Origin of the sequence: Maribacter sp. HTCC2170 (assembly GCF_000153165.2) — a bacterium.
GTDB lineage: Bacteria > Bacteroidota > Bacteroidia > Flavobacteriales > Flavobacteriaceae > Maribacter_A.
Map to the genome: position 1 here is coordinate 423,282 of NC_014472.1, position 26,551 is coordinate 449,832.

Here is a 26,551-nt window from a genome sequence, read left to right on the forward strand (position 1 = left end):
TATGAACATTACTGCACAAAGCGCTGCAGGAGATGGTCCTCACACCCAACTGATTATTAGAGGAGTAATGCTTATTAATGGAAATGGTGCACCGCCACAGGGACCCATAGACATTGTGGTCGAGAATAACATAATAAAAAAAATTCAGGTCGTGGGTTATCCTGGCGTGGCCATTAAGGATTCTAGCAGGCCAAAATTGAAAGCCGGTGGAAAAGAACTTGATTGTACTGGCATGTATTTATTGCCTGGATTTGTTGATATGCACGGGCACATTGGCGGAACCTCACAAGGCGCTGATTCTGAGTACGTATTTAGATTATGGATGAGTCATGGTATTACCACTGTTCGTGAGCCTAGCGGCCGTGGAGTTGATTACACATTGGATTTAAAGCGAAAAAGTGCTAAGAACGAAATTGTAGCGCCACGCATATTGGCTTATACAGGATTTGGTCAAGGAAACGGCGGTCCAATTACAACTGCTGAGATGGCACGCGAATGGGTACGTGATAATGCAAAAAAAGGCGCAGATGGTATAAAGTTTTTTGGGGCTGAACCAGAAATTATGGATGCGGCTCTGCGAGAAAATAAAAAGTTAGGACTCCGTTCTGCTTGTCACCATGCACAACTGAATGTTGCCCGTTGGAATGTTTTACATTCTGCAAGAGCAGGATTAACTAGTATGGAGCACTGGTACGGTTTGCCAGAGGCTTTATTTGAAGATAGGACCATTCAGAACTATCCGTTGGACTATAATTATAACAATGAGCAGCACAGATTTGAAGAAGCCGGTCGTTTATGGAAACAGGCTGCTAAACCATATTCCGAGCATTGGAATGCTGTTATGGATGAGCTTTTGGCCTTAGATTTCACCTTAGACCCTACCTTTAATATTTATGAGGCCAGTCGCGATCTACAACGTGCTAGAAGGGCTGAATGGCATGAAGAGTATACCCTGCCATCGCTCTGGGAGTTTTATCAACCAAGTAAAATTTCACACGGATCTTACTGGCACGATTGGGGTACAGAGCAAGAAGTGGCTTGGAAAGAGAACTATAGATTGTGGATGACCTTTGTAAATGAGTATAAAAATCGCGGTGGTCGTGTAACTGCAGGATCTGATTCTGGATTTATTTTTCAACTGTATGGCTTTGCCTATGTGCGCGAATTGGAACTATTACGTGAGGCAGGTTTCCATCCCTTGGAGATTATTCGTTCAGCAACACTTAATGGTGCAGAAGCTTTGGGTATGGGAGATAAAATAGGAAGTGTTACAGTTGGTAAGTTTGCAGATTTTGTTGTGGTTGAAGAGAACCCGCTAAAGAACTTAAAAGTGTTATATGGAACAGGCGCAGTTAAACTGACTGAAGATAACGAAGTAGTACGTGTAGGTGGTGTTAAATACACTATTAAGGACGGTATAGTTTATGATGCCAAGGCTTTGTTAAAAGAAGTTAAAGAAATGGTCGATACCGAAAAGAAAAATAAACACTATAAGATTTTACAACCAGGTATCAAGGAGTAGAGTATCAAAGGACAATTGAAAAAATCAACACCCTTTCACAAATTTGTGAAAGGGTGTTTTAGTTATTATAAAAACTTATCTCTGTGATGGAACTTTTATTGGCTGTAAAAAACCTTTTGTTTTTGGAAAAACAATACCATTCACAATAAATAAAGCTATAGGAATCAATAAAATAAAAAGTATCATAATAAGTAGGTTTTAGGGAGCGCCTATTAATAGGCAATGATTAATTTTTTTATGTCAATTTTGGTCTGTCTTTTTTTGTAGTGAACGCCAAAGCTTTCTTTACACGCGAGTTTTTGAATTTGTATAAACGTGCAACACTTTTTTCAGAACCAATCTTAATTTCTTTAGTATTGTTAATAGTGATAACCCCACTATCCAAAACAACATCCATTTTAATAGGCTCCAATGTATCATTTGTTTCAGTGTTTTGTGCGAATGCCGTTAGGCCGAAAAAAAGAATAAAGATTAAAGTGAAAATAGCTTTCATTACATCGATTTGGGTTACATAAATTTAACGCCAATCGATGCTTTGGAGAGCTCGTAAAACGGTGAAAAGCCCCTATTTTTCGGTTATCGGGAAAAATTTGGATTAAGTGCAGAAAAAGCTCGACAAACGTTTTGAACTTCCAAAACCACTTGCCGAGACTATATGTAGTTAATCGGTATTTGTAAGTGTATTTTTACAGTGTTGTGGTTATATAATGTACGTAACTGCACGGTTACAAAACAATATTGCACAGTTTTGAAATAGTATTATTCTTAACCATAATTTGTACCGAAAAAAATAGAGATAAATGTAGAGAGGAGCATGTATTTTAAACAGTGCTTTTGATTACTCCAAAAGTTTTAAAAATAATTACAATAAAATTAAGCCAATTTTGGTCTATCCCTTCTTGTAGTAAAAGAAAGGGCTCTTTTGATTTTGGTATTCCGGTATTTATAAATACTTGCCATTTTATCTCTTGGCTGCCTAAATCTATGGGGCAAAAAATCTTGTTGTGCAGTAATAGTTACATTAGCTAATGCGAAACCCTTTTCTGTTGTACTTATTTTACCCGCTGGACGATTGTTGTGGGCATGGGTCACAAGGACCATACATAAAAATAGGGGTACAAAGAAAAGGGTTCGCATAGTTAATAGTTGGTTTGATTCATAGTGATAACTTACAACTTCTACTTCACCTATCTTTTATTTCGATAAAAGGTTCTATTTTTACGATAAAGTGCTATTTTATCGACGAAATACATGTTTTAATCGAAGAAATCCACTTTTTATTAACACACTTTATCGATGTTTTTAATCCTTTCATCGGTTTTAAATGTAGAATCAAAAACCAATAAATGGTTTTTTCTACCTATTAAGGTTCAATTTTCCTACAACCATCAACCTAAATAATCGTTCTTTAACCAAAAAATTTTAATGAGAGTAATGCTTTTTTGAGTTTTGCATTTACCAATCCCAAATTGTTGACCAATGAAACCTACAATAACTGTATTCCTATTATTTTTAGGCCTTAGTTTATTGCAAGCGCAAAAGAATTCAGGTAAAATATGTTTTAAAGATGGTCGTTGCCTAAGTGGCCTTATCCAAATAAAAGGGAACAAAGTATTATTTCGCACTTCCAAAAGTGATCCTAAAAAGGTTTTCAATTTCGAAAAAGTGCACTCATTTAATTACAGTAATCGTAAAAGGGCTTCTTTTTCATTTGAATATGTTCCCATAAAGAAACAGGGAAAACCACAGATCTTACAAGTTATCGTGAGCGGTACCGTAAAACTATACAAGCAAAACAATGCTAGCTTTAGTATGAATGACGGTATTGGCAACTATAAAGACACCTCGACCTATTATCTTAAAAAAGGCAATGAGCAAACCGCCACGTTATATGTGGCTTTTGGTTATATTCCTAAGACGAATTTTAAAAAAGTTTCCTTTCTATACTTTAAAGATTGTTTAGACCTTGTCAACCGAATAGATCGAAATGAATTTAAAAAAGAAGATTACAAAGAGATTATAGAATTCTATAATACCAATTGTGGAGAAATCAGTCTTTAAAATTCTTATTTTTAGCGGAAGACAAATCAGCCAAGATGAGATTTAGCCCAACACATTTATTCTTACTTGTTTTATCCATTGTTTTTCTTTGGTCCTGTGGTGATAAAAGAATTCGAAAGCCGAATATTGTTCTTATAAATATTGATGACCTAGGGTATAAAGATGTGGGTTTTATGGGTAGTGAGTATTATGAAACTCCAAATATTGATATCCTTGCAAAGGCTGGAATGATTTTTACCAATGGTTATGCAGCCGCATCAAACTGCGCACCGAGCAGGGCATCATTAATGACGGGTAAATGGACACCAAGACATGGGATATATACAGTGAATTCATCTGAACGGGGAAAATCAAAAGACCGAAAAATTATTCCCAGCACCAATACCAGCACCTTATCAAAAGAAAGCATGGTCCTTCCAGAGGTTTTACAATTAAACAACTATAAAACGATTCATGCCGGTAAGTGGCACTTGAGTGAATCTCCTCTAGACTATGGCTTTGATATAAATATTGGAGGCGGACACAACGGGCATCCAAAAAGCTACTACCCACCCTATGGTAATGTAAAACTAAGAAGCCCAAATAAGGAATACCTCACGGATTTGATTGCACGACAAACAATTGAAGTGTTGAACAAAACGATTGAACCCTTTTTTCTAAATTATGCACCTTATGCCGTACATACGCCGATTCAACCTGTAGATAGTATACTATCAAAATACAATAGAAAAACAGCTTGGAAAGGTCAAAACAATGCCAAATATGCCACCATGGTTGAGAACCTTGATCGCAATATCGGTCTTCTTATAGCTGCATTGAAAGATAATGGGCACTATAAAAACACCTTGATTATTTTCACGTCAGATAACGGAGGATTATATGGCATCACCAAACAGCAACCGCTTAGAGCAGGAAAAGGAAGTTATTATGAAGGTGGCATTCGAGAGCCTTTTTTCTTCATGTGGAATGACAAAATCAAATCTAACACTAAAAGCAATGTACCTATTTCACATTTAGATCTTTTTCCAAGCATTGTTGAAGCCGCAGGGATAAGTTATAATGAGACGTCTTTAGATGGGAATAGTCTACTACCCATACTAAAACAAGAATCCACTAAACTAAAACGACCATTATTTTGGCATTTTCCTATTTATTTGGAGGCCTACAACCAAAATGACAATGAAAATCGGGATTCGCTATTTAGAACACGTCCTGGATCTGTCATACGGGAAGGCGATTGGAAATTGCACTATTATTTTGAAAATAATGAAATGGAACTGTATAACCTGACGTACGATGTTGGTGAACGCAATAATCTAATAAACACGCATCCCAAAAAAGCCAAAGTACTGCTACAACAGTTAAAAGCTTGGTGGAAAGAGACTTCAGCACCAATACCCGAACAATTGAATCCAGAATACGCTAGCTTATCTGAAGATTAAGAACCAACTCAATCAATTAACGCTTTATGACAACCGCCAAGGAGGATTTTTCCTATTCTCCCCACCATAAAAAAGAATCAGGTTATTGCCATCCAAGTCCTTTAAACGAGCTTCTCGCCAAAGCCACCTTCTGTCTGAGGGCATTTCCTTAAATTCGATTCCATTTACACGTAATTCATCCACCTGAGCATCTAAATCATTACATTCAAAATAAATGTAAACGCCATCACCTTTTGGTAATTCTTTAACTAAATGAATAGAAAAGGTCGAATCCCCGTCTGGGCATTCAAATCGTGCATAATGTGGTAAGGCCTCAACAATTAACTTTAACCCTAATTTCTTATAGAAAGGAATTGATTTTTCCAAGTCTAAAGAGGGTACAGTTACCTGATTAAGGTTCATTTTTTAACCTTATCCAAAATTTTTCCTTTACTTATTTCGCCAATAACGACAACATCTTTAGATGCTTCATATTCTTTAATGGCCATAAGCATTTGTTCCTTAGTGTCTCTTCGTATTTTAACACCAGCCTTGGAACCTCTATTTCTAATTTCTATATAAAATCCGTCTCTTAATTCAGTCGGTTTTGTTGCGGGTCTACCCATAATAATAATTATAATCTATGTTAATGATTGTGTTTTCTTTTTCATCAATTATCACGCCACATCTCAGTAGTCGTAAAAATATATGTGAAACATACAGTAAAACCTATATAAAACATAACAATTTCTGAATTAGTTATTAAGTTTTCATGAACAAACGCCCTATTTATGCTAATTTTAAGATAGTTATAACATAAATGAAACCTATTAAGTAGAAATTCAGCTTTGATTTAGTACAACTGCAAAACATTTCTATAACTTCTTGACTGAATTTCCGTTTATTAAAAACGCTTATGGTTATTAAAGAAAAAATATTTTACAAGGACGCCTCTTATAATGAATTTGAGGGGGTCATAGTTTGGGATGATTCAAATAAAAATGTCAGACCTGGTATTTTGATTTCGCATATGTGGAGTGGGCAAACTGACTTTGAAATTGAAAAAGCAGTGGAATTGGCCAAATTGGGATATGTAGGATTTGCCATCGATAATTACGGAAAAGGACGAAGAGCCAATGGCCCTGAAGAAGCTCAAAAACTGATGGATGAATTAGATGGTAAAAGGCCCATAATACAGGAAAGAATGTTAATGGCGGTAGATACTCTGAAAAACCATAAAGCCGTGGACGCTTCTCGAATTGGAGCTATAGGTTTTTGCTTTGGTGGCAAATGTGTGTTAGATCTTGCCAGATCGGGAACGGACGTTTCCGGTGTTGTTAGCTTTCATGGACTTCTAGACCCACCTCCCTCCCATCCAGAAAAGAAAATAAAAAGCTCCGTACTCGTTTTACATGGTTGGGAAGACCCAATGGCATTGCCAGATGACATGGTTAAACTTTCTCATGAATTAAACAAATACCAAGCTGACTGGAATATTCATGTATATGGTCATACGGGACATGCTTTTACCAATCCCAAAGCAAAATTCCCAGAAAAAGGATTGTTTTTTGAGCCAAAATCCAATAAACGCTCATGGAATGCAATGAAGTATTTTTTTAATGAGATTTTTAAAAATTAACCTAAAAAAATATTAACACATTTTAACGAAAATGGCAGTAAGTAAATTCAAGAATCATCAACAAAGCTTAAAACTTAAATCAAGTATGTATAAAATCACCCTTTTGGCTTTTGCCATTTTGTTTTCGATTAGTTGTGAATCCAAAGTAAAAAACAGCATTAAAGATACCGCTAAAAGCAATGTTGAAAAACCTGTAAAACTTTCATTAAACGATTTACAAGAATATGAAGTCGCTTATTTTGCGAGTGGATGTTTTTGGTGTGTTGAAGCAATTTATGAAGACGTAATTGGTGTGAAAGAAGTTATCTCTGGCTATTCTGGAGGTACTGAGTCCAATCCCACATATGAGCAAGTTGGTCGTGGATTAACGAGTCATGCAGAAGCAGTCAAAGTATTTTACAACCCAAAAGAGATCGATTTCAAAACTTTGGTTAAAGTGTTCTTTGGCTCTCACGACCCTACAACCTTAAATCGTCAAGGTCCTGACCACGGACCGCAATACCGCTCTATTGCTTTTTATTCCAATGAATCTGAGAAAAAAATCATTGAAGAATATATAGCTCAATTAAAGAATGAGGAGGTATACAGCAGTCCAATAGTAACGCAAGTCGAAAAATTCGTAAAGTTCTATGATGCGGAAGATTATCATCAAGATTATGAAAGACTGAATCCAAACAATCCGTATATAATTAATATTTCTATTCCCAGATATAAAAGGTTTCAGGCAAAATACCCTGAGTTAATGAAAAAATCAGGACATTAGATGCCCCTGACTTTATAACAAAATCTTCAAAAGCGACATTATTTGGTCGCTTTTTTTTATTTATGGACTTAAGCCTTTATCTTTAATAGCTTAATCCATCACTTAAAAATGAAACTACCAAAAATCTATCGCTTTAATCTTCTTTACCTATTAATCGGATTTTTACTTTTCAGTTGCTCACAAACCAAAAAAGACAACACGCCTTGGGTAGAAATCTTTGATGGAGAAACATTAAATGGGTGGACCCAAAAAGGTGGAGAGGCCAATTACACCGTTCGAGAGGGATCTATTGTTGGAAGTACCATTCATGATACACCCAACTCATTTATGACCTCTGACAAAATGTATGGCGATTTTATTTTGGAACTGGAGTATTTGGTTGATTCCACTATGAATTCAGGCATTCAAATACGTAGCAACAGCTACCCTCACTATATGCATGGCAGGGTGCACGGCTATCAAATAGAAATAGACCCATCAGACCGCGCCTGGAGTGCAGGCATCTATGATGAGGGAAGAAGAGGTTGGTTGAACAACCTTATTGATAATCCTGATGCGCAAAAAGGTTTCAAGCAAAATGATTGGAACCATTATCGTATCGAAGCTATTGGTGATACTCTAAAAACGTGGATCAACGGGATTCCCGCAGCTCATTTGATAGACGATAAAACAGCAAGCGGCTTTATTGGATTACAAGTTCACAGCATTGGAAAAGATAAAAAAGAAGGAACCGAAATTATCTGGAAAAACATCAAAATACTTACAGATAGCTTGTCAAAATACTCCAAAACAACACCATTAGAACCGATAATAACAACAAACAAAGTTGCTGTTGACGAAATAAAAAACGGATGGCAAATGCTTTGGGATGGAAAAACCACAAATGGATGGAGGGGTGCTCGCCTAGATGAGTTTCCAGAGAACGGTTGGGAAATAACCAATGGCATATTGACCGTTCTTCCTTCTGGAGGAGAAGAATCTGCAGCAGGAGGAGATATTGTAACTAAAGAAGTTTATGGTGATTTTGAACTCAAGGTGGATTTTAAAATCACTGAGGGCGCCAATAGCGGAATAAAGTATTATGTAGATACTGATTTGAACAAGGGACCAGGTTCTTCAATCGGATTAGAATATCAAATTTTGGATGATGCTCGTCACCCAGATGCTAAAAAGGGAAATCATGAGGGTAGTCGTACAGTAGCATCTCTTTATGATTTAATACAGGCCGCAACAGATAAACCTGTCAATCCTATTGGGGAATGGAATACTGCCCATATTATTTCGAAAGACAACCAAGTCGAACACAGGCTTAACGGAATGACAGTTTTAAAATATGAACGTAAAAGCGATTCCTATAAAAAATTGGTGTCTGAAAGTAAGTATGTGAAATGGCCCAATTTTGGAGAAGTTGAAAAAGGACACATTTTATTGCAAGACCATGGGGATCGAGTAAGTTTCAAGAATATCAAAATAAAACCAATCATTAAAAAATAACCAATGACCACACGAAGAGATTTTATCAAGAAAACCACTGCAGGGTCTGCGGCGGTAACCTTAGGCGGACTGGTTTTGCCCAATATGAGCTATGGCAATGTATTAGGCGCCAATGACCATTTAAACTGTGCCGTTATTGGTATACGTAGTAGAGGAAAAGCACATGTAAAAGCTATTCATGCTGACCGCAATGCCAAAGTGCTATATAGTTGCGATGTTGATGACGTAATTCTTGAAGAGCATAATGCATGGTGCCAAGCAAATATTGGTTACGTTCCAAAGGTTGAGAAAGATTTTAGAAAGATTCTGGATGATAAGGAAGTTGATGTAGTATTCATTGCAACCCCTGAACATTGGCATGCGCCAATGGCCATTATGGCCTTACAGGCTGGTAAGCATGTTTATGTTGAAAAGCCTTGTAGCCATAACCCATATGAAAACATTCTTTTAGTGGCCGCACAAAATAAGTATGGGAAAAAAGTACAAATGGGCAATCAACAACGTTCAGCCCAGACCTCAATAAGAGCAATTGAAGAGATAAATGCTGGGGTCATAGGTGAAGTATATAAGGGAGAGGCATACTACTCAAACAATCGTGGTTCGATTGGAATTGGAAAAAAGACTGAGGTACCAAAAACCTTAGATTGGAATTTATGGCAGGGACCTGCTCCCAAAACAGATTACAAAGACAATATTCATCCCTATAATTGGCATTGGTTCAGAAATTGGGGAACAGGGGAAATTCACAATAACGGAACACATGAAATTGATATTTGTCGTTGGGCGCTTGGGGTTGATTTACCAGAAAGTGTAACTTCTTTTGGTGGTAAATATACTTATCAGGATGACTGGGAATTTGTGGATAATCAGCAGGTAACCTATCAATTTAAAGATAATAAATTCATAACATGGACTGGACATAGTAGAGGAATCATGAAACCAGAAAGACCAGGTAGAGGTATAACCATTTATGGAAGCAAAGGTTCTATTGAACTGAGCAGAAATTTCTATAAATTATATGGTTTGGATGGTAAACCAATCAAGTTGGAATACGAACAAAATAAAAGCGCAACTACCAATACCAGAGGAGAAGGAGGTTTAGATGTAAACCACGTCGGAAATCTCTTCGATGCCATCCGCAAAGGCACATCATTACAATCAGACATAAATGATGCGAGTATTTCGACCATGCTCTGTCATTTAGGGAATATGGCTCAAGATGCCGGTGAAACTTTAAAAATAGACTCGACCACTGGAAAAGTATTGAACAACGAAAAGGCAATGAAAAGTTGGAAAAGAGAATACCAAAAAGGTTGGGAACCAAAATTATAGTAAATGAAACGTAGAGATTTTGTTGTAAAAAGTAGTTTAGCGACCGCTGCGGTTGCAACCTCAACATCGGTTTTAGGAAATATCAATACTTTCAAAGGCGCCAATGACACAGTAAATATTGGCGTTATAGGAACTGGGGACCGGGGATCGGGTCTCACGCCTTTTATTAACCAATTGGATAAATTCAAGGTAGTCGCATGTTGTGACACTTTGCCATTTCGTTTACAAAACGGATTGAGCAAGGTTAAAGGAAAAGCGCAAGGATATAAAGATTACCGAAAGCTTCTTGATAACCCAGATATTGATGCTGTATTGATTTCAACCCCGTTGAACACCCACTCTAAAATAGCGATGGATGCTTTGGATGCTGGCAAACATGTGTATTGTGAAAAAACTATGGCTAAGGGTTATGATGGTATTCAACATCTTGCTGGCAAAGTAAAAGCCTCCAATAAAATATTCCAAACAGGACATCAATATCACAGCTCAAGGCTGTATTCACATTTGGTCAAAATGATAAAAGGAGGCACTGTTGGTAAAATAAGTGCTTTTGAGTGTTATTGGAACCGAAATGGAAACTGGCGTAGACCTGTTCCTAGTCCAGAATTGGAACGAGCAATTAATTGGCGTATGTATCGGGAGTTTTCAGGTGGTCTCGTTGCAGAATTATGTTCACACCAACTTGATTTTGTGAATTGGGTCACCGACTCAACTCCTGAGAAGGTTGCTGGTTTTGGAGGAGTTGATTATTGGAAAGACGGAAGAGAGACATTTGACAATGTTCACTTATTGTATAGTTACCCAAATGGTGTAAAAGCCAAATTCACAAGCCTTACCAGTAATGCAATGGAGGGGTATAAGATTAAGGTCATGGGTGATAAGGGAAGTGTTATACTTGATGCATCTAATGCATGGTTCTACCCTGAAGGAAAGAAAAACAAGCAAATGGGTGAGGTAGATGGAGTTGCCGGAGCTACAGTAAAGTGGGATGAAGGCAAAGGTTATCCTTTGAATATTGACCATGAAAACCCTAGTAAACAGGCATTAACAGACTTTAGAGACAGTATTGTGAACAATACTCAACCAATTTCAAATATTACAACTGGAGCAAAAACCGCAATTTGCGTTCAAATGGGCTTGGACGCAATGTACAATGACGAAATAATACATTGGAAAACAATTCCAAATGTGTAAAAATATTGTAAAAGATGAATGATGCTAGGAATTGAATATACTAAGGAAAGATAATCGTAGGTAAGGGGAAGGACTTGAAACTTTTAAATAATCAACTACTACTCTTTCAAAACCACCTCGCTATATTTTGAGTTGATCACGACTGACTTATCACTTTTACTGTTTTTATTATAGCCAGTATGTATTGTGGTATTGTTGTGTTTGGTTCTATCAAGCTTTAAACTCGCCGGTGCGGTCAATTTGGACAGCGTGCCATTTACCTCAATCACAAAATCTGTTTTAGGCAAAGGGCAAGTCATCTCTGCATTTTGAAGGGACACATCCATCTCTTTAAAGCTACTTGAAATTGAATTAATAGTGAGCGGTCCCATTTTATTATTAATAATCACACTTTCTAAAAGCCTGTTTATGGTAACATCCGAAGATGTGGTGCTCAACCGTAAGTTGAGCACCTCATTTAAATCAACATTTTCTGAATAATCTGCTTGTAACAAGCCGTAATTCCATTTTTGGACACTTACAGGTGAATATGATGTTTTTATAATGGTTTCATCACCATCTATAGTCGCCGCCAATAAAGTGGAATATGATAACCTTGCGTTTATATTTTTGGTGTTTCCTGCCAATTTAACCTCACCATGCCTCACATTCATCTTGATTTTCGTGCCTTTCGGCATCTTTATTTTAATAGTTTTTTTAACCTCGTATTTTTTGTTTTCGCCTTCTGATGAATAATAAAAGATATTGGAATCAGTTTCATTGTTTCTACGTTCTTCAAACAATTTCTCTCTTTTCTTCTCCATTTCCACAGCTCGTTTCTCCATCGCCTCAGCTCTTTTTTCCATCGCTTCGGCCTGTTCCTCCATTCTTCTTTCTTGCGCCTCCAATCTCTTTTGCATACGTTTCTCATGCTTTTGCTCGAGTTCTTCCCTTCGCTCTTCCATGACTTTCCTCTTAATATCCATTTTAGCACTCCATGCCTCCATTTTCTTTTGATATTCCTTATCAAAACCCTTGTCAAATTTCTTCTGCCACTTTCTTAAATACTTCTCCCCATCCTTTTTATATGCCTCATAATCAAACTCTACCGCCGGTACAGGTGGCATAGGCATATCGGATAAATCTATATGAAAATCCTCCATATGAAATTCGGGCATTTCCGCCATTTCTGGCATCTCTGGTAACTCTGGCATTTCAAAATGAAAATTTGGTATATCAATATTCAAATTATGTAGCCCCTCGGTTGAGTGATTAAAAAGCCAAGAATTTTCAGTCCCAGTAATTATTTTAATCTTCTTACTGTTACCAATAATCTCAATTCCGCCATTTTTAAAATAATCTGCAGCTTCTTCAGCACTGGCTCCCTCAAGTTCAATGATTGCCTCAATGGCAATTTGATTTTTATCCCAAGTTTCAAATTCAATGTCCGCGTTACTGGTGTTGATGTCCAAAACCGTTTCTGCATTTACATTAAATACTTCATTAAAGGTTTTACTTTGTTTTTGACCATAAACCCCTACTGTAATTAGGGTTACGATCATAGTGATTAATTTAAACCGCATTAGTTTCATACTGCTCGTTTTTTGATGATTGTACTTCGTTTAACTTCTCTTTTAATTTCTGTAATAACTGCAACCGCAATTGCAAGTTCTTTATTAGGGCAGATATGGTCTGATCATTAGGCCCAACCTGATTGAGTTCTTCATTCAACTTTCTGTATTCAATATCCAGCTCGGTCAAACGCTCCATATAACTATCCACCATTTCCTTATTCTCTCCGGAAACATTCAATTTTGATAGTTCTAGATTGATATTAGCCACATAATAATTCTCAACTTTTCTTAAATCTGGCGAAAGATCCCCTAGAGAGATACCTGTTTTTGATTCAATTCCCGGGTCTTTGTCAACAATAGTGGTCTTTATTCCTGCTTCTTCCCTATTCATATAAAAAGCTGCACCGATACTGAATAAAACTAGAACTGCAGCTGCTATCTTCAACATGAAGAAAGTTGACTTCTTTTTTTCTGGCAATTCTTTGTCCAAGAGATCCATGAAGCGTTTTTCATGACCTTCGTTCATAACGAAGTGCTCGCTTTTTTGATCTTCTTCAAATAATTTTCTAAGATCCCGTGCCATATGCTTTCTCTTTTAACAATTCTTTTAAATAACTTTTTCCTCTTAACAACCTAGTTCTACTTGTGGTTTCGGTCAATCCCAACACTTCTGATATTTCTCTATGGTCAAAACCTTCAATCAAAAACATCATTACCACATATTTGTACTTATCAGGTAACTGACCTATAGCCAATTTTACCTGATCTATTGATATATCGTTTTCCACAGTCCAATCTTCATCATCTGTCAACTGCAAATAGTTTTCATCTAATTCTACCAACCTTTGTTTTCTTGCCTTCAAAAAGTCGATACTTTTATTTATTACTATTCTTTTTAACCAAGCTCCAAAAGTAACTTCCCCTTTAAACTGATGTATTCTCTGAAATGCCTTTATGAACGATTCTTGAACCACATCTTCAGCATCATTGGAATTTTGAACATATCGCATAGCAACATAGAACATACCCTCACAGTACTGCTTGTAAAGCTGCATTTGGGCCATACGGTCATTGGCCTTGCATTGTTCTACGACATTAATTTGAAACATTAGTCAGTTTCGGTGTTGGTTTTAGTTGTTTTGTTTTTCTAAGGACGATATTAATATGTCAATGTTGCAAAAAACGACTAATTTTATGCAGAATTAATTCAATATCCTTGAAACAAGTTACAATAAGCAACCCATTCATTACATTGATTGTATTGGATTATGGGGCGATTATCCAAAAATTATTAGTGAAAGACAATGAAGGTAGGTATACCAATGTTGTCGTTGGTTACGATTACCCAAGTGAATATCCTTCAGATACGGCAAGTTTAGGTGCATGTGTAGGACGGTATGCTGGTCGTATTTCTAATGGTGGTTTTACTTTGGACAGAACCAATTATTCATTACACACCGATGGCGGTATTCATTTGCATGGTGGAAAAGAAGGCTTTGGAAAAAAATATTGGACCATAGAAGAAGTAAACCATGGGGATGAACCTTTTGTTCGACTCTCCTATTATAGCAAACACTTGGAAGAAGGCTACCCAGGAAATCTTAAAGCTACTGTCACCTATAAAATCAGTAACAATGAGCTTCATATAATTCATGAGGCAATCACCGATTTGACCACTGTTGTTAATCTGACCAACCATTCTTATTTTAAATTGGATGAAGAAAATATAATTGACCATTATTATCTAAAATTAAATTGTCCTGAAATTGTTGAAACCAAGAAAAACCTTTTACCAACGGGGAAATTAACACCTGTGACAGGCACCAAATATGACTTCCTCTCTGAACAACAAATAGGACTTACGCGTTTGGATACACCTTTTGCCACGGATAACCACAGTAGTTTTGCGGCCATGGTTTCTTCAAAAAAATCAGGAATTTCAATGGAAGTAAGCACCAACCAAAGAGGGATGGTAGTTTATACCCCTCTTGGTTTTCCCGCAATATGTTTCGAAACACAGAATTTTCCTGATGCCCCTAACCATAAACATTTTCCCAGTTGTGTGCTTAGACCTAAGGAGACCTACCGGAATGCATCTATCTTTAAATTTGATTTAGTAACTTAGGGCGAACAACCTAAACAACTCTTATAATGAAAAAATTAAAATGGATTTTGCTCGTATTGATTGCTATAATCGCTTTGATTATGTTCGTGGGTTGGCCCTATATGAAAGAGCAAACCAAAAAACATAGCCCACAAGTAACAAATACCTACAATAAAAACGGTTTGGATCTTTCTATCAATTATTCAAGTCCTTCAAAGAAGGATAGAGTTATTTTCGGTGATTTGGTGCCTTATGACGTAGTTTGGCGAACAGGGGCAAATGAACCAACAACTTTCACTACGGCCACCAACATAAAAATCATAGATAAATCTCTTCCTGCAGGAACTTATTCTTTTTGGACAAAACCGGGCAAGGAAAGCTGGGAAGTAATGTTCAACTCAGAAATTGATGATTGGGGAGTAACCATTTTGAGCGGCGGCAAAGAGACCACCAGAAACCCGGATACTGATGTAGTAAATATTAAAGTGCCTTCGAATATAAATTCAAATACCCAAGAACGATTAACGATTGATTTTGAAGATGGAGAGCAGTTACACCTTACACTTTCTTGGGATCAAACCAGTATAAAAATCCCTATAACTAAATAAAATTATTTGTGTTGGATTTATTAAATGGATGCCTTTTCCAATGAGGCAAGTATATCAATAAAAAATATACCTTTGCCGAACCTAAAAAAGCTGAATGCAACCTATTACAGATGCCTTACTTTCAATAGTCGTCCCTTTTTACAACGAGGAGGATAACGCAGAATTACTAACCCAAAAAATTCATGAAAGTCTCGTAGGATATAATTATCAGATCATTTATGTTGACGACTTCTCTACAGATAACACCCGTAAAGTGGTCAAAAACATGGATGATGACAAAGTGCATCTGATAGAGCTAAAGAAAAATTACGGGCAGAGTTTGGCCCTTGCAGCAGGTATTGACTATGCTGAAGGGGAATTCATTATTACCATGGATGGCGATTTGCAGAACGACCCAAGTGACATACCACAAATGTTGGAATATGCTGTAAATGATGAGTTTGATGTTGTGACCGGTATTCGTCAAAAAAGAAAAGATTCTTTAGTAAAAAAGATACCTTCGAAAATTGCCAACTTTTTGGTTCGCAGAGTAACCAAATTGAATATAAAAGACAATGGTTGTGCTTTAAAAGTCTTCACCAGGGATATAGCCAAAGAATTGAATCTTTATGGAGAAATGCATCGATTCATAACTCTTTTGGCACACCTTGAAGGCGCACAGATAAAACAGGTTCCGGTTAAACACCATGCAAGAAATGCCGGCGTTTCCAAATACGGATTGGAACGCGTTTTCAAAGTAGTGGCAGATATGATGCTCTTATTGTTCATTCGTAAATACTTTCAGCGGCCAATTCATTTATTTGGTATCGTAGGGTTTCTAATGATTATGTTGGGCTTATTGATCAATGTGTACCTCTTGATCATAAAACTAGGATTCGGAGAGGATATTGGCACAAGACCGCTATTGATTTTCGGGTTAATGTTCATATTGGCAGGGATTCAGTTATTCACTATTGGAATTGTTATGGAACTACTTATTAGAACCTATTACGAATCGCAAAAGAAGAGACCATACCGAATTAAAAAAGTGACCATTGGGGACGGCGTCGCGTAAAAAACTGATTACAGTAGTCAAAATTGCCATTAGTGCAATTCTTATCTATTTTATATTTACCAAAGTTGATTTTGAACAAGTTGTCGGCACCTTAAAAAAGACTAACCCGCTATATTTAATACTAGCGATTTTGCTGTTCATTGCATCCAAAGTACTCGCATCAATTAGATTGAATCTCTATTTTCATGAACTCAATGTTTGCTTGTCACAACTGAGCAATTTAAAACTCTATTTACTCGGAATGTTCTATAACCTTTTTCTACCTGGAGGAATTGGAGGCGATGCTTACAAAGGCTATTTAATCAAGAAAAACTTTGAGGTTGACACCAAAAAAGTCGTTTCGGTTCTTATTTTAGACCGCTTAAGTGGATTGCTCCTGCTATTTATATATGCCTGTATTCTAGCAATTTTATTAGACAATACCCTGTTGGCTAAATATGAATTGGTCATTTGGGTTTTAGGCATATTGTCCGTAGTAGTTTTTTGGTTCTTGATCAAACGGTTTTTTAACTATGTCTTGCCAGTTTTTTGGAGGTCTTTTTTACTTTCAGCCTTGGTACAATTGGCGCAGTTGATTTGTGTTTATTTTATACTTCAATCCTTGTCAATTCAACTTGATACGATTGCATATCTCTTCATATTCCTATTGTCCTCAATTGTTTCTGTATTGCCGCTTACCATTGGTGGGATTGGAAGTAGAGAAGTAACTTTTTTCTATGGGGCAACACTATTGGCCCTAGATGAGAACACTTCAATCAGCATAAGTATGGTGTTCTTTTTGATAACGGCATTAGTATCATTCTTTGGTCTCATTTACCATTTTAAAAAGGTACTGCTAAAAACCACTGATTAACGAATATGAATCAAGTGCATTTTATTAAGCACTTTTTTACGTGTAGAGGGATCTAAAAACTTAGCCTGTAATCTTGTAATCCTAAATTGTTTTTCAGATAGTTGTTTATCCCAATCCAAACCCTCTTTTTTCATAGAGATCAATTCCTTATCATTGGCATATACCCATAAACCTTGTTGTTGTTTCAAATCTTCTATACTGGTAATCTTTACAGGATGTTGATTGTAAAAATCCAAACCCCAAGTATGGTTCCCTGATATCTTGTAAATATTATCAACAGGAATGTTTTGCTCTTTAATAGTTTTAGACATAGTTGAACCAGCCTGATATTCCAATAAAGTTGGATAAAAATGCGTATTTAAAACTCCGTTTAACAAAACTGAACTCATCACTCCAACAGTTATGATTCTAAAGTAATAATCTTCTCGTTTAAGGCAATAATAAACAATCAAAACGGCTAGTACTCCTTTCCAAATAAAGTTATAATAGGAATCTGCTTTAAATACGAAGAAGCAGATAAAGACAGTGGCAATAAAAATAACTGCAAGCACAAGATATTGAAATCCCAAAAGTACCTTTTTTAATGGCTGGTCACCTTCTTTATAGAGTTTATATAGGTAGGACGCAGATAGCACTGCAAACAATGGCATGACAATATTTAGGTAATGTGGTAATTTAAATTGGGCAAAACTAATGATGATGAAAATCAAAGTAATTCCCCCTAAAGTCAGGACCTCGTTTTCAGAGTTGAACCTGAACTTAGTTCTAATCATGTTTTTTACCTTATTCCAGTAGGCAAGTAACCCCACTACAGTCCATGGTAAAAAGACCCATAAAAAAGTATGAAAAAAGAAGAAGTAATCACTACTATTCTTCCCTACCCCTTCTCCACTTAGGCGCTCAAAACTCTGTTCCCAAAAAATAAAGAATATCCCGCTCCGATTCCCTTTTCCACGTATGATCTTCTCGGGGTGCAGATCAAATTGATGGTAATAGGCATAAAGCATCGGGGTAATCACTAGAGCGAAAACAATCAGCCCTACTAACACTCGCCAATTGAGGAACATCTTCCACTGCCGGGTATATCCCAAATGGCATAGAATAGGTAGTCCAATGACCAAAAGTGCAATCTGTCCTTTTGTTGAAAAAGCTATACCGGCACCAATAGTACCCAATATCATATGCTTGAGTGAATTCTTTTCTATATAAACAGCCAAATGCCATATAGAAAAAACAGCAAATCCAGTAAGTACGGCATCGGTACGAACGTCGATTACTCCCAAAACAATGGTTTGTGATGTCATGAAAATCAAAGCCGCAAGTTTGCCAACATTTTGATTGTAAAGTAACTTACCCAACCCAAAACAACTATATGCTCCTAACAAGGTTGCTAGAATAGCAGGAATGCGATATGCCCATTCAAACAACCCAAATATCTTGAACGAAAGTGCAGCCAACCAATAATGCATATGTGGCTTATCCAAATACTCCCCGGGTCCTTTAAACAGGCTAAGAAAATCATTCTCTTGAACCATGCGCATTGCCATGACCGCAAATTGGGCAGAATCATTTTCGAAGAGTGTGACGAACATTCCAGCGATATAAACTAGAACAATCATTGCCATTAAAAACCAATACCTGGTGTTCGAAATCATAGTTGGTATTTGTGAAGTGCAAATATATACAACTTGGAAAAGAGCCAACTAAGCCCTAATCCAATACAGATTCCTGTTAATACGTCCAGCGGAAAATGTACTCCTATATAAATTCTGCTATAGGCTACCATAAGTGCCCATAAGAAAAGTAAAGTACCAATAAACCTATATTTGGATTTTAATAAAAAGGTGAAGAAAGAAGCTACTGCAAAAGAATTCGCCGCATGGGCCGAAAAATAACCAAACCTACCACCACAAGAGTTCTTCACCAAACGCATAATTTCATTAACATCTTGATCATAACAAGGTCTTAAGCGCTCAACCCCATATTTAAAAAAATTGGCCAATTGATCCGTAACGAGAATCAATAACCCTATTGTAAGAAGTACAATGAAGGTTTTTCTTAGCCCTAGGTGCTTATAGATTAGAGTCAACAAAAGAAGATATACAGGAATTGAACTCAACTTATTGGTAACGAACATCCAAAAGCCATCCCAGATGGGGTTACCTAAATTATTAAGAAATAAGAATACCTCTTTATCAAGTTGAATGAGCTCTTCCAACATATTGTTTAGTCTTCGTAACGGGACACCTCTCTATCGTAGAAAGCTGTGGCTTGTTCTATGGCATATTCAGTTTCTGCCTCCAATTCTTTTTCATCTTCCTTAGAAAACTCCTCAAACCATTCTACCTCATCATTCTCAAGGTTAATAATGAACCTTGGATACTCCGTGTGTATCACAAAAATCGCATTTGGTAAATCTGTGTTATCTCCTAGAATAAATTTTGGAAGCTCCATATAAAATATTTAAAATCAGATATTATAATTACACCCTTCAACAAACTTGGGTCAACTAAAAAGGAAATTAGCCAATCAATTTTTTTGTCAAATAATTAAATCGAATATACAACATAATCGCCGATGCCGTTAAGCCAGTCAATAGACCAATCCAGATTCCTGTACTTTTTAAATCGGTATGTAATCCCAGGTAGTATGAAATAGGAAAACCTATCAACCAATATGCAACAAATGTTATTGCCGTCGGAATTTTGACATCCTGTAAACCTCTGAGTGCACCAAGAACAACAACCTGAATACCATCCGAGATTTGGAAAAAAGCAGCCACAAACAACAACTGACTTGCCAAAATTATCACTTCGGTATTATCTGCCATATTCTTGACATCGTTCACATCTAAATAAATGGTCGGGAACCAATTTCTTCCCAATAAGAACAAAAGCGCAAAAACGATCTCAACCAAAAAGGTTAAAAAGAAAATTGATATTGCCAACCTTCTTAATTCTTTAAAGTTTTGCAACCCTTTTTGATTACCAACCCTTATCATTGCAGCAACACCAAGTCCCATACCGAACATAAAGGTCATACTACTTAAGTTCAAAGCAATTTGGTTGGCTGCCTGGGCATTTTTACCTAATACACCACTTAACCAAATAGCTCCGGTAAAAATGGCAACTTCAAAAAACATCTGCAGTGCAGAAGGAAAACCAAGACCCACAATTTTATTCATTACCCTATTCTCTATTTTCCTAAAATTGAAGCCTGTTACATAATCATGGAATTTCTTTTTCCCTCTTAACAAGAACCAGATATAGAAAACCATTATAAAACGGGAAGTAAGTGTTCCTATGGCGGCACCAACAATCCCCAATTTTGGAAATCCAAATGAACCAAAAATCAATAAATAGTTTAGCACAATGTTTACAATATTGGCAATTATGGTCGCATACATTGGGTATTTTGTCTGTGAAAGACCTTCAGAAAACTGTTTAAAAGCCTGGAAAATTATCAATGGCACTAACGAAAAAGCAACCAAATCAAGGTAAGGCATTGCCAATTCAACCACCTCAGGTGGCTGTTTCATTAAATGCATCAGGGGTTTCAACAGCAAAATAAGACCAAATAGGGCAAGACCTAAAGTTGTGCATAATACCAATCCGTGTTTTAAGGCGCTTTTTGCGTTCACCTTGTTCCCTGCGCCATCAGCTTCGGCCACCAAGGGTGTTATTGCAGTTGAAAATCCAATTCCCAATGACATGGCGATAAAGACAAAACTATTTCCCAGAGATACAGCAGCAAGTTCCGCAGTACCCAATTGCCCAACCATAATGTTATCAGCAAAGGCAACAAAAGTATGTCCTAGCATCCCCATTATTACGGGAACAGATAACTTGATGTTATATTTAAATTCTTTGGTGTATTGCTTGAACAAATTCGAACTATTTTGCGAAGGCAAATATAGTTCCTTCCTAATTATTTACCGTTGTAAAAACACTAATGAATTATTGATTTTGTAAATAGTTAAATAGATTTAGCTTCTTCCCAGTAGATATCCATTTCGGCCAGGGTCATATCTTTTAAACTCTTACCTGTTTCTTTTGCTTTTGTTTCCAAATATTGAAACCTACTTATGAATTTCTTATTGGTGCGCTCCAAGGCATTGTCTGGATTTACGTTCAAAAAACGTGCATAGTTGATCATGGAAAAAAGTACGTCGCCAAACTCTGCTTCAACTTTATCAGGATTACCGGATTTAATTTCAGTTTGAAGTTCTGATAGTTCTTCTTGCACCTTTTCGAATACTTGTTCGGGCTTTTCCCAATCAAAACCAACCCCTGCTACTTTGTCCTGAATGCGATTAGCCTTAACTAGGGCTGGCAACCCATTTGGAACTCCCTCTAAAACACTTTTTTTACCCTCTTTTAGTTTTATGCTTTCCCAATTCTGTTTAACCTCATCCTCATTTGCCACTTCTACATCGCCATAAATATGTGGGTGCCTGTTGATGAGTTTTTCGCATATACTGTTGCATACATCAGCTACGTCAAAATCATTAGTTTCCGAACCAATCTTCGAATAGAACACAATGTGCAACAAAAGGTCTCCCAACTCATTTTTGACCTCCTCCAAGTCATTTTTCAAAATAGCATCTCCAAGCTCATAGGTCTCTTCAATTGTCAGGTGCCGCAAGGTCTGCATGGTCTGCTTTTTATCCCACGGACATTGCTCCCGAAGTTCATCCATTATAGTCAATAAACGATCAAATGCCTTTAGTTGCGATGCTCTAGAATTCATAATTTATATTTTGCCCAAAAGTAAATACAAATAGATTAATGCAATGGGAAATACCAACATTTTTAGCTACCTTAAATGATTAAATTTCAATTCAATGAAAAGAAATAAAACGCTACGTATTTCTATCGCATATATGGTGATTTTCATACTATGTTTAGGTGTGAGCAACGCCCAAAAAAGCATTGGCATTTTTGAAAAGAATTCTGACATCGGAAATGTAAAACATAAAGGCTCATTGGAATTCAATATATCAGACAGCACATATACAATTTCTGGCAGCGGCACCAATATGTGGTTCGATACTGATGAATTTCATTTCGTTTGGAAAAAAATGTCAGGTGATGTTTCACTGGCCGCAAGTATTGAGATGCTTGGAGAGGGCGTTGACCTCCACAGAAAAGCTTGTTTGATGATTCGTCAAAATCTTGAACCCGATGCACCTTATGTTGATATTGCAATACACGGGGACGGACTCACATCAATGCAGTACAGGAAAACGAAAGGAGGGATGACACATGATATAATATCGAATTTTACTGCCCCTCGTAGTGTACAACTGAAAAAAAATGATGGTTACTTTTCTATCTATGCAGCCTCGGACAAAGAAGAATTAAGTAATGCAGGTGGTTCTTTGCGATTAAAATTTACTGAACCATTTTATGTTGGCCTTGGCGTTTGTTCGCACAATAGTGATGTCATTGAGACAATTAAATTCTCTAAAGTGTCAATCGATGAAATAACAGAAAAAATAAACCCGCTTATGAAAATTGAAAGTACTTTGGAAATAATTGATATTGCCACCTTAAACAGAAAGGTTGTTCACCAACCAAAAGAGCATATAGAAGCGCCTAATTGGACGCCCGATGGTAAAACCTTGATTTATAACAGCCAAGGATTACTCTATAAAATTTATGTTGAAGGTGGTGTACCAGAAATGATTCCTACTGATTTTGCGAACAAAATCAACAATGACCATGGTATTTCACCTGATGGAACCCAAATGGTCATTAGTGACCAAACCGAGACAGGTCAATCAATGATTTATTCCATACCAATAGAAGGTGGAGTCCCTAAAAAAATAACACCTCTTGCATCATCGTATTGGCACGGTTGGTCACCTGATGGAAAAACGCTCGCCTACTGCGCTGAGCGCAACGATAATTATGACATTTACACCATTCCTATTAAAGGTGGGGAAGAGACTCGACTTACCTCAACAGAAGGACTGGATGATGGTCCTGATTATTCCCCTGACGGAAAATATATTTATTTTAATTCCACCAGAACAGGAACAATGCAAATTTGGCGAATGAAAACTGATGGTTCTGAACAAGAACAAATTACCACAGATAAGTATAATGATTGGTTTGCACACCCTTCTCCAGATGGTAAATGGTTGGCATATGTCACCTTTAATACTGATGTGCCTGCCGGCGATCACCCGCCCAATAAGGATGTTATGTTGCGGCTTATGAATATAGAAACCAGAGAAGTTACCGTTCTGGCAAAAATATTTGGAGGACAGGGAACTATTAATGTACCATCCTGGTCGCCAGACAGTGGTAGAATTGCATTTGTAAGTTATACCCAATGTAAGTCATGAATAGACTTATTATACTTCGGTTTTCATTGTTCATACTTTTAATTGGGTTACTATCTTGTTGTAGACCCCAGAAAGATTTAATTATTGCTTCTGGAGCTGAACCCGTTTTAATATCATCGCACTATGATTTTACCGAGGGGCCTGCAGTCGATGAATGGGGCAATGTCTTTTTTACTGATCAACCCAACGACCAGATTCTTAAATGGTCGGAAGAAGATAACAAAGTCTCCGTTTTTATGAAGCCCTCAGGACGATCAAACGGACTTTATTTTGATAATGACGGAAATCTTCTTTCCTGTGCCGATGAAAAGAACGAATTATGGCGAATTGATAAGTACAAAAATGTTTCCGTTTTGGTTGATGCATTTAATGGTAAAAAACTCAACGGCCCCAATGACCTTTGGGTTGACAACAAAGGAGGAATTTATATTACTGATCCTTTTTACAAAAGACCATGGTGGGACCATGAAGAGCCTCAACTCAAAGCACAGCGTGTTTACTATTTAGCTCCAGGTCAAAATGAACTTTGTATAGCTGCAGAGGGCTTTGTTCGACCTAATGGTATTATCGGCACTCCTGACGGAAACATCCTCTATATTGCTGATATTGGGGATAAAAAGACTTATTCTTATAATATTGAAAAGGATGGAACTCTCACAAATAGAAAACTGTTTGTTGAAATGGGTTCTGACGGGATGACCTTGGATAATAAAGACAATGTGTATATCACTGGTGATGGAGTAACCGTTTTCAATAAGAAAGGTGTGAAAATCCAACACATCCCCATTGACCAAAAATGGACTGCAAACGTTACCTTTGGTGGTAAGAATCAAAAGAAACTATTCATCACAGCAATGAGTTCTGTCTATGTATTGGATATGAATGTAAAAGGGGTCAGATAATGAATACGATAAAACAAGTCCTTTTTTATGAAATATTACACCATATTGATTTTTCAATTCTTTTTACTTCAAACTGTATACGGGCAGCTATGGCTTGTTGATCCTTTAGAAGCAATATATCCAGACCATAATCATCTAAAACATTTCAATAATATTTGGGAAGCGGATTTTCCATTGGGAACGGATGCTGATGTGCATGTTCTGGTTAAAATTCCTAAAGAGTCTACTTTCAAAATAATCACGAGTAAAAATGGAACACCGCTGAATATCGAAGTTTGGAGTCAACTTATTGACGTACCTGTGGAACAAAACACCGGACTCGATAGTAGAACGGAACAATTTATGAATAAAAAAAATCCGCATGTAGTGCGGAGAGCACCTTTTAGAATCTTTGAGGTATTACAACCTCTTAAGGACAATGCTATTGTTAGTAAAACCAAATTTTCTGCATTTAGACTTGCCATACCTCCAGAATTAATCAATCAACCGGGACAACACAAAATAAAAATTGAAATACGAAGTGATGGCTTTAAAGCTGATGGAATTTTCAAAATCAATGTACACCCTGTGAAACTTCCTGAACTTGCCCAAAGCAATTTCTTTTACACTAATTGGTTCAGTTTGACCAACATAGAAAAGTACCACGGACTTGAAAGGTGGTCAAAACCTTGGTTTAAAATGATGAACAAATACGCTCGTCTTATGGCCCACGGTAGGCAAAATTCAGTAACCATCCCAGGAGAGCTTATTCGTTTCGAAAATGATTCTGTTATCCTTGATCAAGAAAAAATGTTGGCTTTCATTGATATCTTTAGGAAATATGGATTTAAATATTATGAAGCTCCACATTTAATGTTCCGTGGGGAAAATGACGATTGGGGTGACCCCGAATTGAAAGTTACGTTGACCGGTAGAAGATACTACAAGGAAAACGGTAAGGACGATATCGCTAAATTGATGCAATCAATAAAACAGTTTTGTGTTAAAAATAATCTCACGGAAAATTGGCTACAACATATTTCTGATGAACCTACTAGTGTAAATTCCGCCTGTTATAAAGACATCGTTAAACAAGTCAAAGAAATATTTCCGCAAGTAAAGATTATGGAAGCCACAAATGATAAAGAGGGTATCTTAGGTGCCATTGATATTTGGTGTCCATTGATAAATGATTTTCAAGAAAATGAACTATTCTTCAGGGAACGGCAAAATAAAGGAGAGAAAGTATTGGTGTACACATGCCTTATTCCAGGAGGAAAATGGTTGAACCGAACTTTGGATATGGAAAAAATACGTCAAGTATATTTTGGTTGGGGAGCATCGTATTACAATACTGGTGGTTATCTTCATTGGGGCCTTAACCAATACAAAGAAGACCCGTTTGAAAATAGTGTTGTAAAACACCCCTCACCGGCTGCAAGTGCCAATAATTACCTTCCGGCTGGTGATACACATATTGTATATCCTGGTAGTGATGGGCCTCTTTCCTCCATTCGTTTTGAAGCACATAGAATCGGTTGTGAAGATTATGAGTTACTGCAGACCTTAGGGCTTAACAAAAAACAAAAACAACAAAGGTTAATTAAAAATCTCTTTAGAAGTTATACAGACTATAATCTAAATCTTACTACCTACCGAAGCACAAGAAAAAAGTTGTTGAAGTCCCTTTCAAAAATTGGCAGTAAATAAATTTATGGGG

General features: G+C 36.8%; 27 protein-coding genes. 15 read left to right on the forward strand and 12 right to left on the reverse strand.

The features are described 5' to 3' along the window. Nucleotide 1: 1 nt before the first annotated feature. Nucleotides 2-1,522 (forward strand): amidohydrolase family protein, encoded by a 1,521-nt coding sequence (locus FB2170_RS01975; RefSeq protein ID WP_013304819.1) that lies wholly within the window; start codon nucleotides 2-4, stop codon nucleotides 1,520-1,522. A gap of 235 nt (nucleotides 1,523-1,757) precedes the next feature. Here the strand turns inward: FB2170_RS01975 and FB2170_RS01980 are convergent, their stop codons facing one another. After that, entirely contained in the window at nucleotides 1,758-2,015 is a 258-nt protein-coding gene (locus tag FB2170_RS01980) for a hypothetical protein (protein ID WP_013304821.1), read from the reverse strand. Between the two features lie 380 nt (nucleotides 2,016-2,395). Beyond that, the gene (locus FB2170_RS01985) at nucleotides 2,396-2,659 is read right to left on the reverse strand and encodes a hypothetical protein (protein ID WP_148232041.1); all 264 of its coding nucleotides are present in this window, start codon (nucleotides 2,657-2,659) and stop codon (nucleotides 2,396-2,398) included. A gap of 342 nt (nucleotides 2,660-3,001) precedes the next feature. On the opposite strand from FB2170_RS01985, the gene FB2170_RS01990 reads away from it, so the two are divergent. Together FB2170_RS01990 and FB2170_RS01995 are read left to right on the forward strand one after the other, a co-directional pair. After that, nucleotides 3,002-3,583, forward strand: a complete 582-nt coding sequence (locus FB2170_RS01990) for a hypothetical protein (protein ID WP_013304823.1) — start codon at nucleotides 3,002-3,004, stop codon at nucleotides 3,581-3,583. 35 nt (nucleotides 3,584-3,618) lie between these two features. After that, on the forward strand, nucleotides 3,619-5,025 hold the full coding sequence (locus tag FB2170_RS01995) for a sulfatase (RefSeq protein ID WP_148232042.1): 1,407 nt from the start codon (nucleotides 3,619-3,621) through the stop codon (nucleotides 5,023-5,025). Between the two features lie 24 nt (nucleotides 5,026-5,049). On the opposite strand, the gene FB2170_RS02000 is transcribed toward FB2170_RS01995, so the two are convergent. Both FB2170_RS02000 and FB2170_RS02005 read right to left on the reverse strand, forming a co-directional pair. Then, nucleotides 5,050-5,427: a VOC family protein gene (locus tag FB2170_RS02000; protein ID WP_013304825.1), complete on the reverse strand. Its 378-nt coding sequence runs from the start codon at nucleotides 5,425-5,427 to the stop codon at nucleotides 5,050-5,052. Further along, the gene (locus FB2170_RS02005; RefSeq protein WP_013304826.1) at nucleotides 5,424-5,630 is read right to left on the reverse strand and encodes a hypothetical protein; all 207 of its coding nucleotides are present in this window, start codon (nucleotides 5,628-5,630) and stop codon (nucleotides 5,424-5,426) included. Before FB2170_RS02005 ends, FB2170_RS02000 begins: the two co-directional genes overlap by 4 nt. A gap of 290 nt (nucleotides 5,631-5,920) precedes the next feature. On the opposite strand from FB2170_RS02005, the gene FB2170_RS02010 reads away from it, so the two are divergent. The 5 genes from FB2170_RS02010 (at nucleotide 5,921) to FB2170_RS02030 (ending at nucleotide 11,426) form a co-directional block, all read left to right on the forward strand. Continuing rightward, nucleotides 5,921-6,643, forward strand: a complete 723-nt coding sequence (locus FB2170_RS02010) for a dienelactone hydrolase family protein (protein ID WP_013304827.1) — start codon at nucleotides 5,921-5,923, stop codon at nucleotides 6,641-6,643. 85 nt (nucleotides 6,644-6,728) lie between these two features. After that, complete coding sequence (gene msrA, locus FB2170_RS02015; RefSeq protein WP_041632983.1) at nucleotides 6,729-7,406, forward strand: peptide-methionine (S)-S-oxide reductase MsrA; 678 nt, start codon at nucleotides 6,729-6,731, stop codon at nucleotides 7,404-7,406. A 108-nt stretch (nucleotides 7,407-7,514) separates the two neighbouring features. After that, a complete protein-coding gene (locus FB2170_RS02020; RefSeq protein ID WP_013304829.1) occupies nucleotides 7,515-8,900 on the forward strand; it encodes a DUF1080 domain-containing protein in 1,386 nt (461 codons plus the stop codon). A 3-nt stretch (nucleotides 8,901-8,903) separates the two neighbouring features. Further along, entirely contained in the window at nucleotides 8,904-10,232 is a 1,329-nt protein-coding gene (locus FB2170_RS02025; RefSeq protein WP_013304830.1) for a Gfo/Idh/MocA family oxidoreductase, read from the forward strand. Between the two features lie 3 nt (nucleotides 10,233-10,235). Then, on the forward strand, nucleotides 10,236-11,426 hold the full coding sequence (locus FB2170_RS02030; RefSeq protein WP_013304831.1) for a Gfo/Idh/MocA family protein: 1,191 nt from the start codon (nucleotides 10,236-10,238) through the stop codon (nucleotides 11,424-11,426). A 98-nt stretch (nucleotides 11,427-11,524) separates the two neighbouring features. Here FB2170_RS02030 and FB2170_RS02035 read toward each other — a convergent pair whose 3' ends face one another. From FB2170_RS02035 to FB2170_RS02045, 3 genes are read right to left on the reverse strand one after another with little or no spacing between them, the layout of a single operon-like run. Then, complete coding sequence (locus FB2170_RS02035; RefSeq protein ID WP_041632639.1) at nucleotides 11,525-12,967, reverse strand: hypothetical protein; 1,443 nt, start codon at nucleotides 12,965-12,967, stop codon at nucleotides 11,525-11,527. Nucleotides 12,968-12,977: 10 nt separating this feature from the next. Continuing rightward, nucleotides 12,978-13,562, reverse strand: coding sequence for a hypothetical protein (locus FB2170_RS02040; RefSeq protein WP_013304833.1), 585 nt, complete (start codon nucleotides 13,560-13,562; stop codon nucleotides 12,978-12,980). Further along, a complete protein-coding gene (locus FB2170_RS02045; protein WP_013304834.1) occupies nucleotides 13,546-14,088 on the reverse strand; it encodes an RNA polymerase sigma factor in 543 nt (180 codons plus the stop codon). The genes FB2170_RS02040 and FB2170_RS02045 overlap by 17 nt, the downstream gene beginning before the upstream one ends. 107 nt (nucleotides 14,089-14,195) lie before the next feature. Between FB2170_RS02045 and FB2170_RS02050 the strand changes: the two genes are divergently transcribed. The 4 genes from FB2170_RS02050 (at nucleotide 14,196) to FB2170_RS02065 (ending at nucleotide 17,598) form a co-directional block, all read left to right on the forward strand. Further along, entirely contained in the window at nucleotides 14,196-15,104 is a 909-nt protein-coding gene (locus FB2170_RS02050; RefSeq protein WP_013304835.1) for an aldose epimerase family protein, read from the forward strand. Nucleotides 15,105-15,130: 26 nt separating this feature from the next. Then, on the forward strand, nucleotides 15,131-15,691 hold the full coding sequence (locus FB2170_RS02055) for a DUF2911 domain-containing protein (protein WP_013304836.1): 561 nt from the start codon (nucleotides 15,131-15,133) through the stop codon (nucleotides 15,689-15,691). A 94-nt stretch (nucleotides 15,692-15,785) separates the two neighbouring features. Next, complete coding sequence (locus FB2170_RS02060; protein ID WP_013304837.1) at nucleotides 15,786-16,745, forward strand: glycosyltransferase family 2 protein; 960 nt, start codon at nucleotides 15,786-15,788, stop codon at nucleotides 16,743-16,745. Then, nucleotides 16,726-17,598 carry a lysylphosphatidylglycerol synthase transmembrane domain-containing protein gene (locus FB2170_RS02065; protein ID WP_041632641.1) on the forward strand — a complete coding sequence of 291 codons (873 nt, stop codon included), beginning with the start codon at nucleotides 16,726-16,728 and terminating at the stop codon, nucleotides 17,596-17,598. The genes FB2170_RS02060 and FB2170_RS02065 overlap by 20 nt, the downstream gene beginning before the upstream one ends. Here the strand turns inward: FB2170_RS02065 and FB2170_RS02070 are convergent. The 5 genes from FB2170_RS02070 to mazG all read right to left on the reverse strand — a co-directional run bounded on the left by FB2170_RS02070 (nucleotide 17,595) and on the right by mazG (nucleotide 22,347). Further along, nucleotides 17,595-19,253, reverse strand: coding sequence for an ArnT family glycosyltransferase (locus FB2170_RS02070; protein ID WP_013304839.1), 1,659 nt, complete (start codon nucleotides 19,251-19,253; stop codon nucleotides 17,595-17,597). The genes FB2170_RS02065 and FB2170_RS02070 overlap by 4 nt on opposite strands. After that, entirely contained in the window at nucleotides 19,250-19,819 is a 570-nt protein-coding gene (locus tag FB2170_RS02075; RefSeq protein ID WP_013304840.1) for a phosphatase PAP2 family protein, read from the reverse strand. Before FB2170_RS02075 ends, FB2170_RS02070 begins: the two co-directional genes overlap by 4 nt. A gap of 5 nt (nucleotides 19,820-19,824) precedes the next feature. Then, nucleotides 19,825-20,052 carry a hypothetical protein gene (locus tag FB2170_RS02080; RefSeq protein WP_013304841.1) on the reverse strand — a complete coding sequence of 76 codons (228 nt, stop codon included), beginning with the start codon at nucleotides 20,050-20,052 and terminating at the stop codon, nucleotides 19,825-19,827. Between the two features lie 67 nt (nucleotides 20,053-20,119). Then, complete coding sequence (locus FB2170_RS02085) at nucleotides 20,120-21,484, reverse strand: MATE family efflux transporter (RefSeq protein ID WP_041632984.1); 1,365 nt, start codon at nucleotides 21,482-21,484, stop codon at nucleotides 20,120-20,122. Nucleotides 21,485-21,573: 89 nt separating this feature from the next. Next, the gene (mazG, locus tag FB2170_RS02090; RefSeq protein WP_013304843.1) at nucleotides 21,574-22,347 is read right to left on the reverse strand and encodes a nucleoside triphosphate pyrophosphohydrolase; all 774 of its coding nucleotides are present in this window, start codon (nucleotides 22,345-22,347) and stop codon (nucleotides 21,574-21,576) included. A 94-nt stretch (nucleotides 22,348-22,441) separates the two neighbouring features. Between mazG and FB2170_RS02095 the strand changes: the two genes are divergently transcribed. The 3 genes from FB2170_RS02095 to FB2170_RS02105 are packed head-to-tail and all read left to right on the forward strand — an operon-like array spanning nucleotide 22,442 to nucleotide 26,541. Further along, entirely contained in the window at nucleotides 22,442-23,950 is a 1,509-nt protein-coding gene (locus FB2170_RS02095; RefSeq protein ID WP_013304844.1) for a TolB family protein, read from the forward strand. Continuing rightward, the gene (locus FB2170_RS02100; protein WP_013304845.1) at nucleotides 23,947-24,852 is read left to right on the forward strand and encodes an SMP-30/gluconolactonase/LRE family protein; all 906 of its coding nucleotides are present in this window, start codon (nucleotides 23,947-23,949) and stop codon (nucleotides 24,850-24,852) included. Before FB2170_RS02095 ends, FB2170_RS02100 begins: the two co-directional genes overlap by 4 nt. A gap of 27 nt (nucleotides 24,853-24,879) precedes the next feature. Further along, complete coding sequence (locus FB2170_RS02105; protein WP_013304846.1) at nucleotides 24,880-26,541, forward strand: DUF4091 domain-containing protein; 1,662 nt, start codon at nucleotides 24,880-24,882, stop codon at nucleotides 26,539-26,541. Nucleotides 26,542-26,551 lie beyond the last annotated feature (10 nt).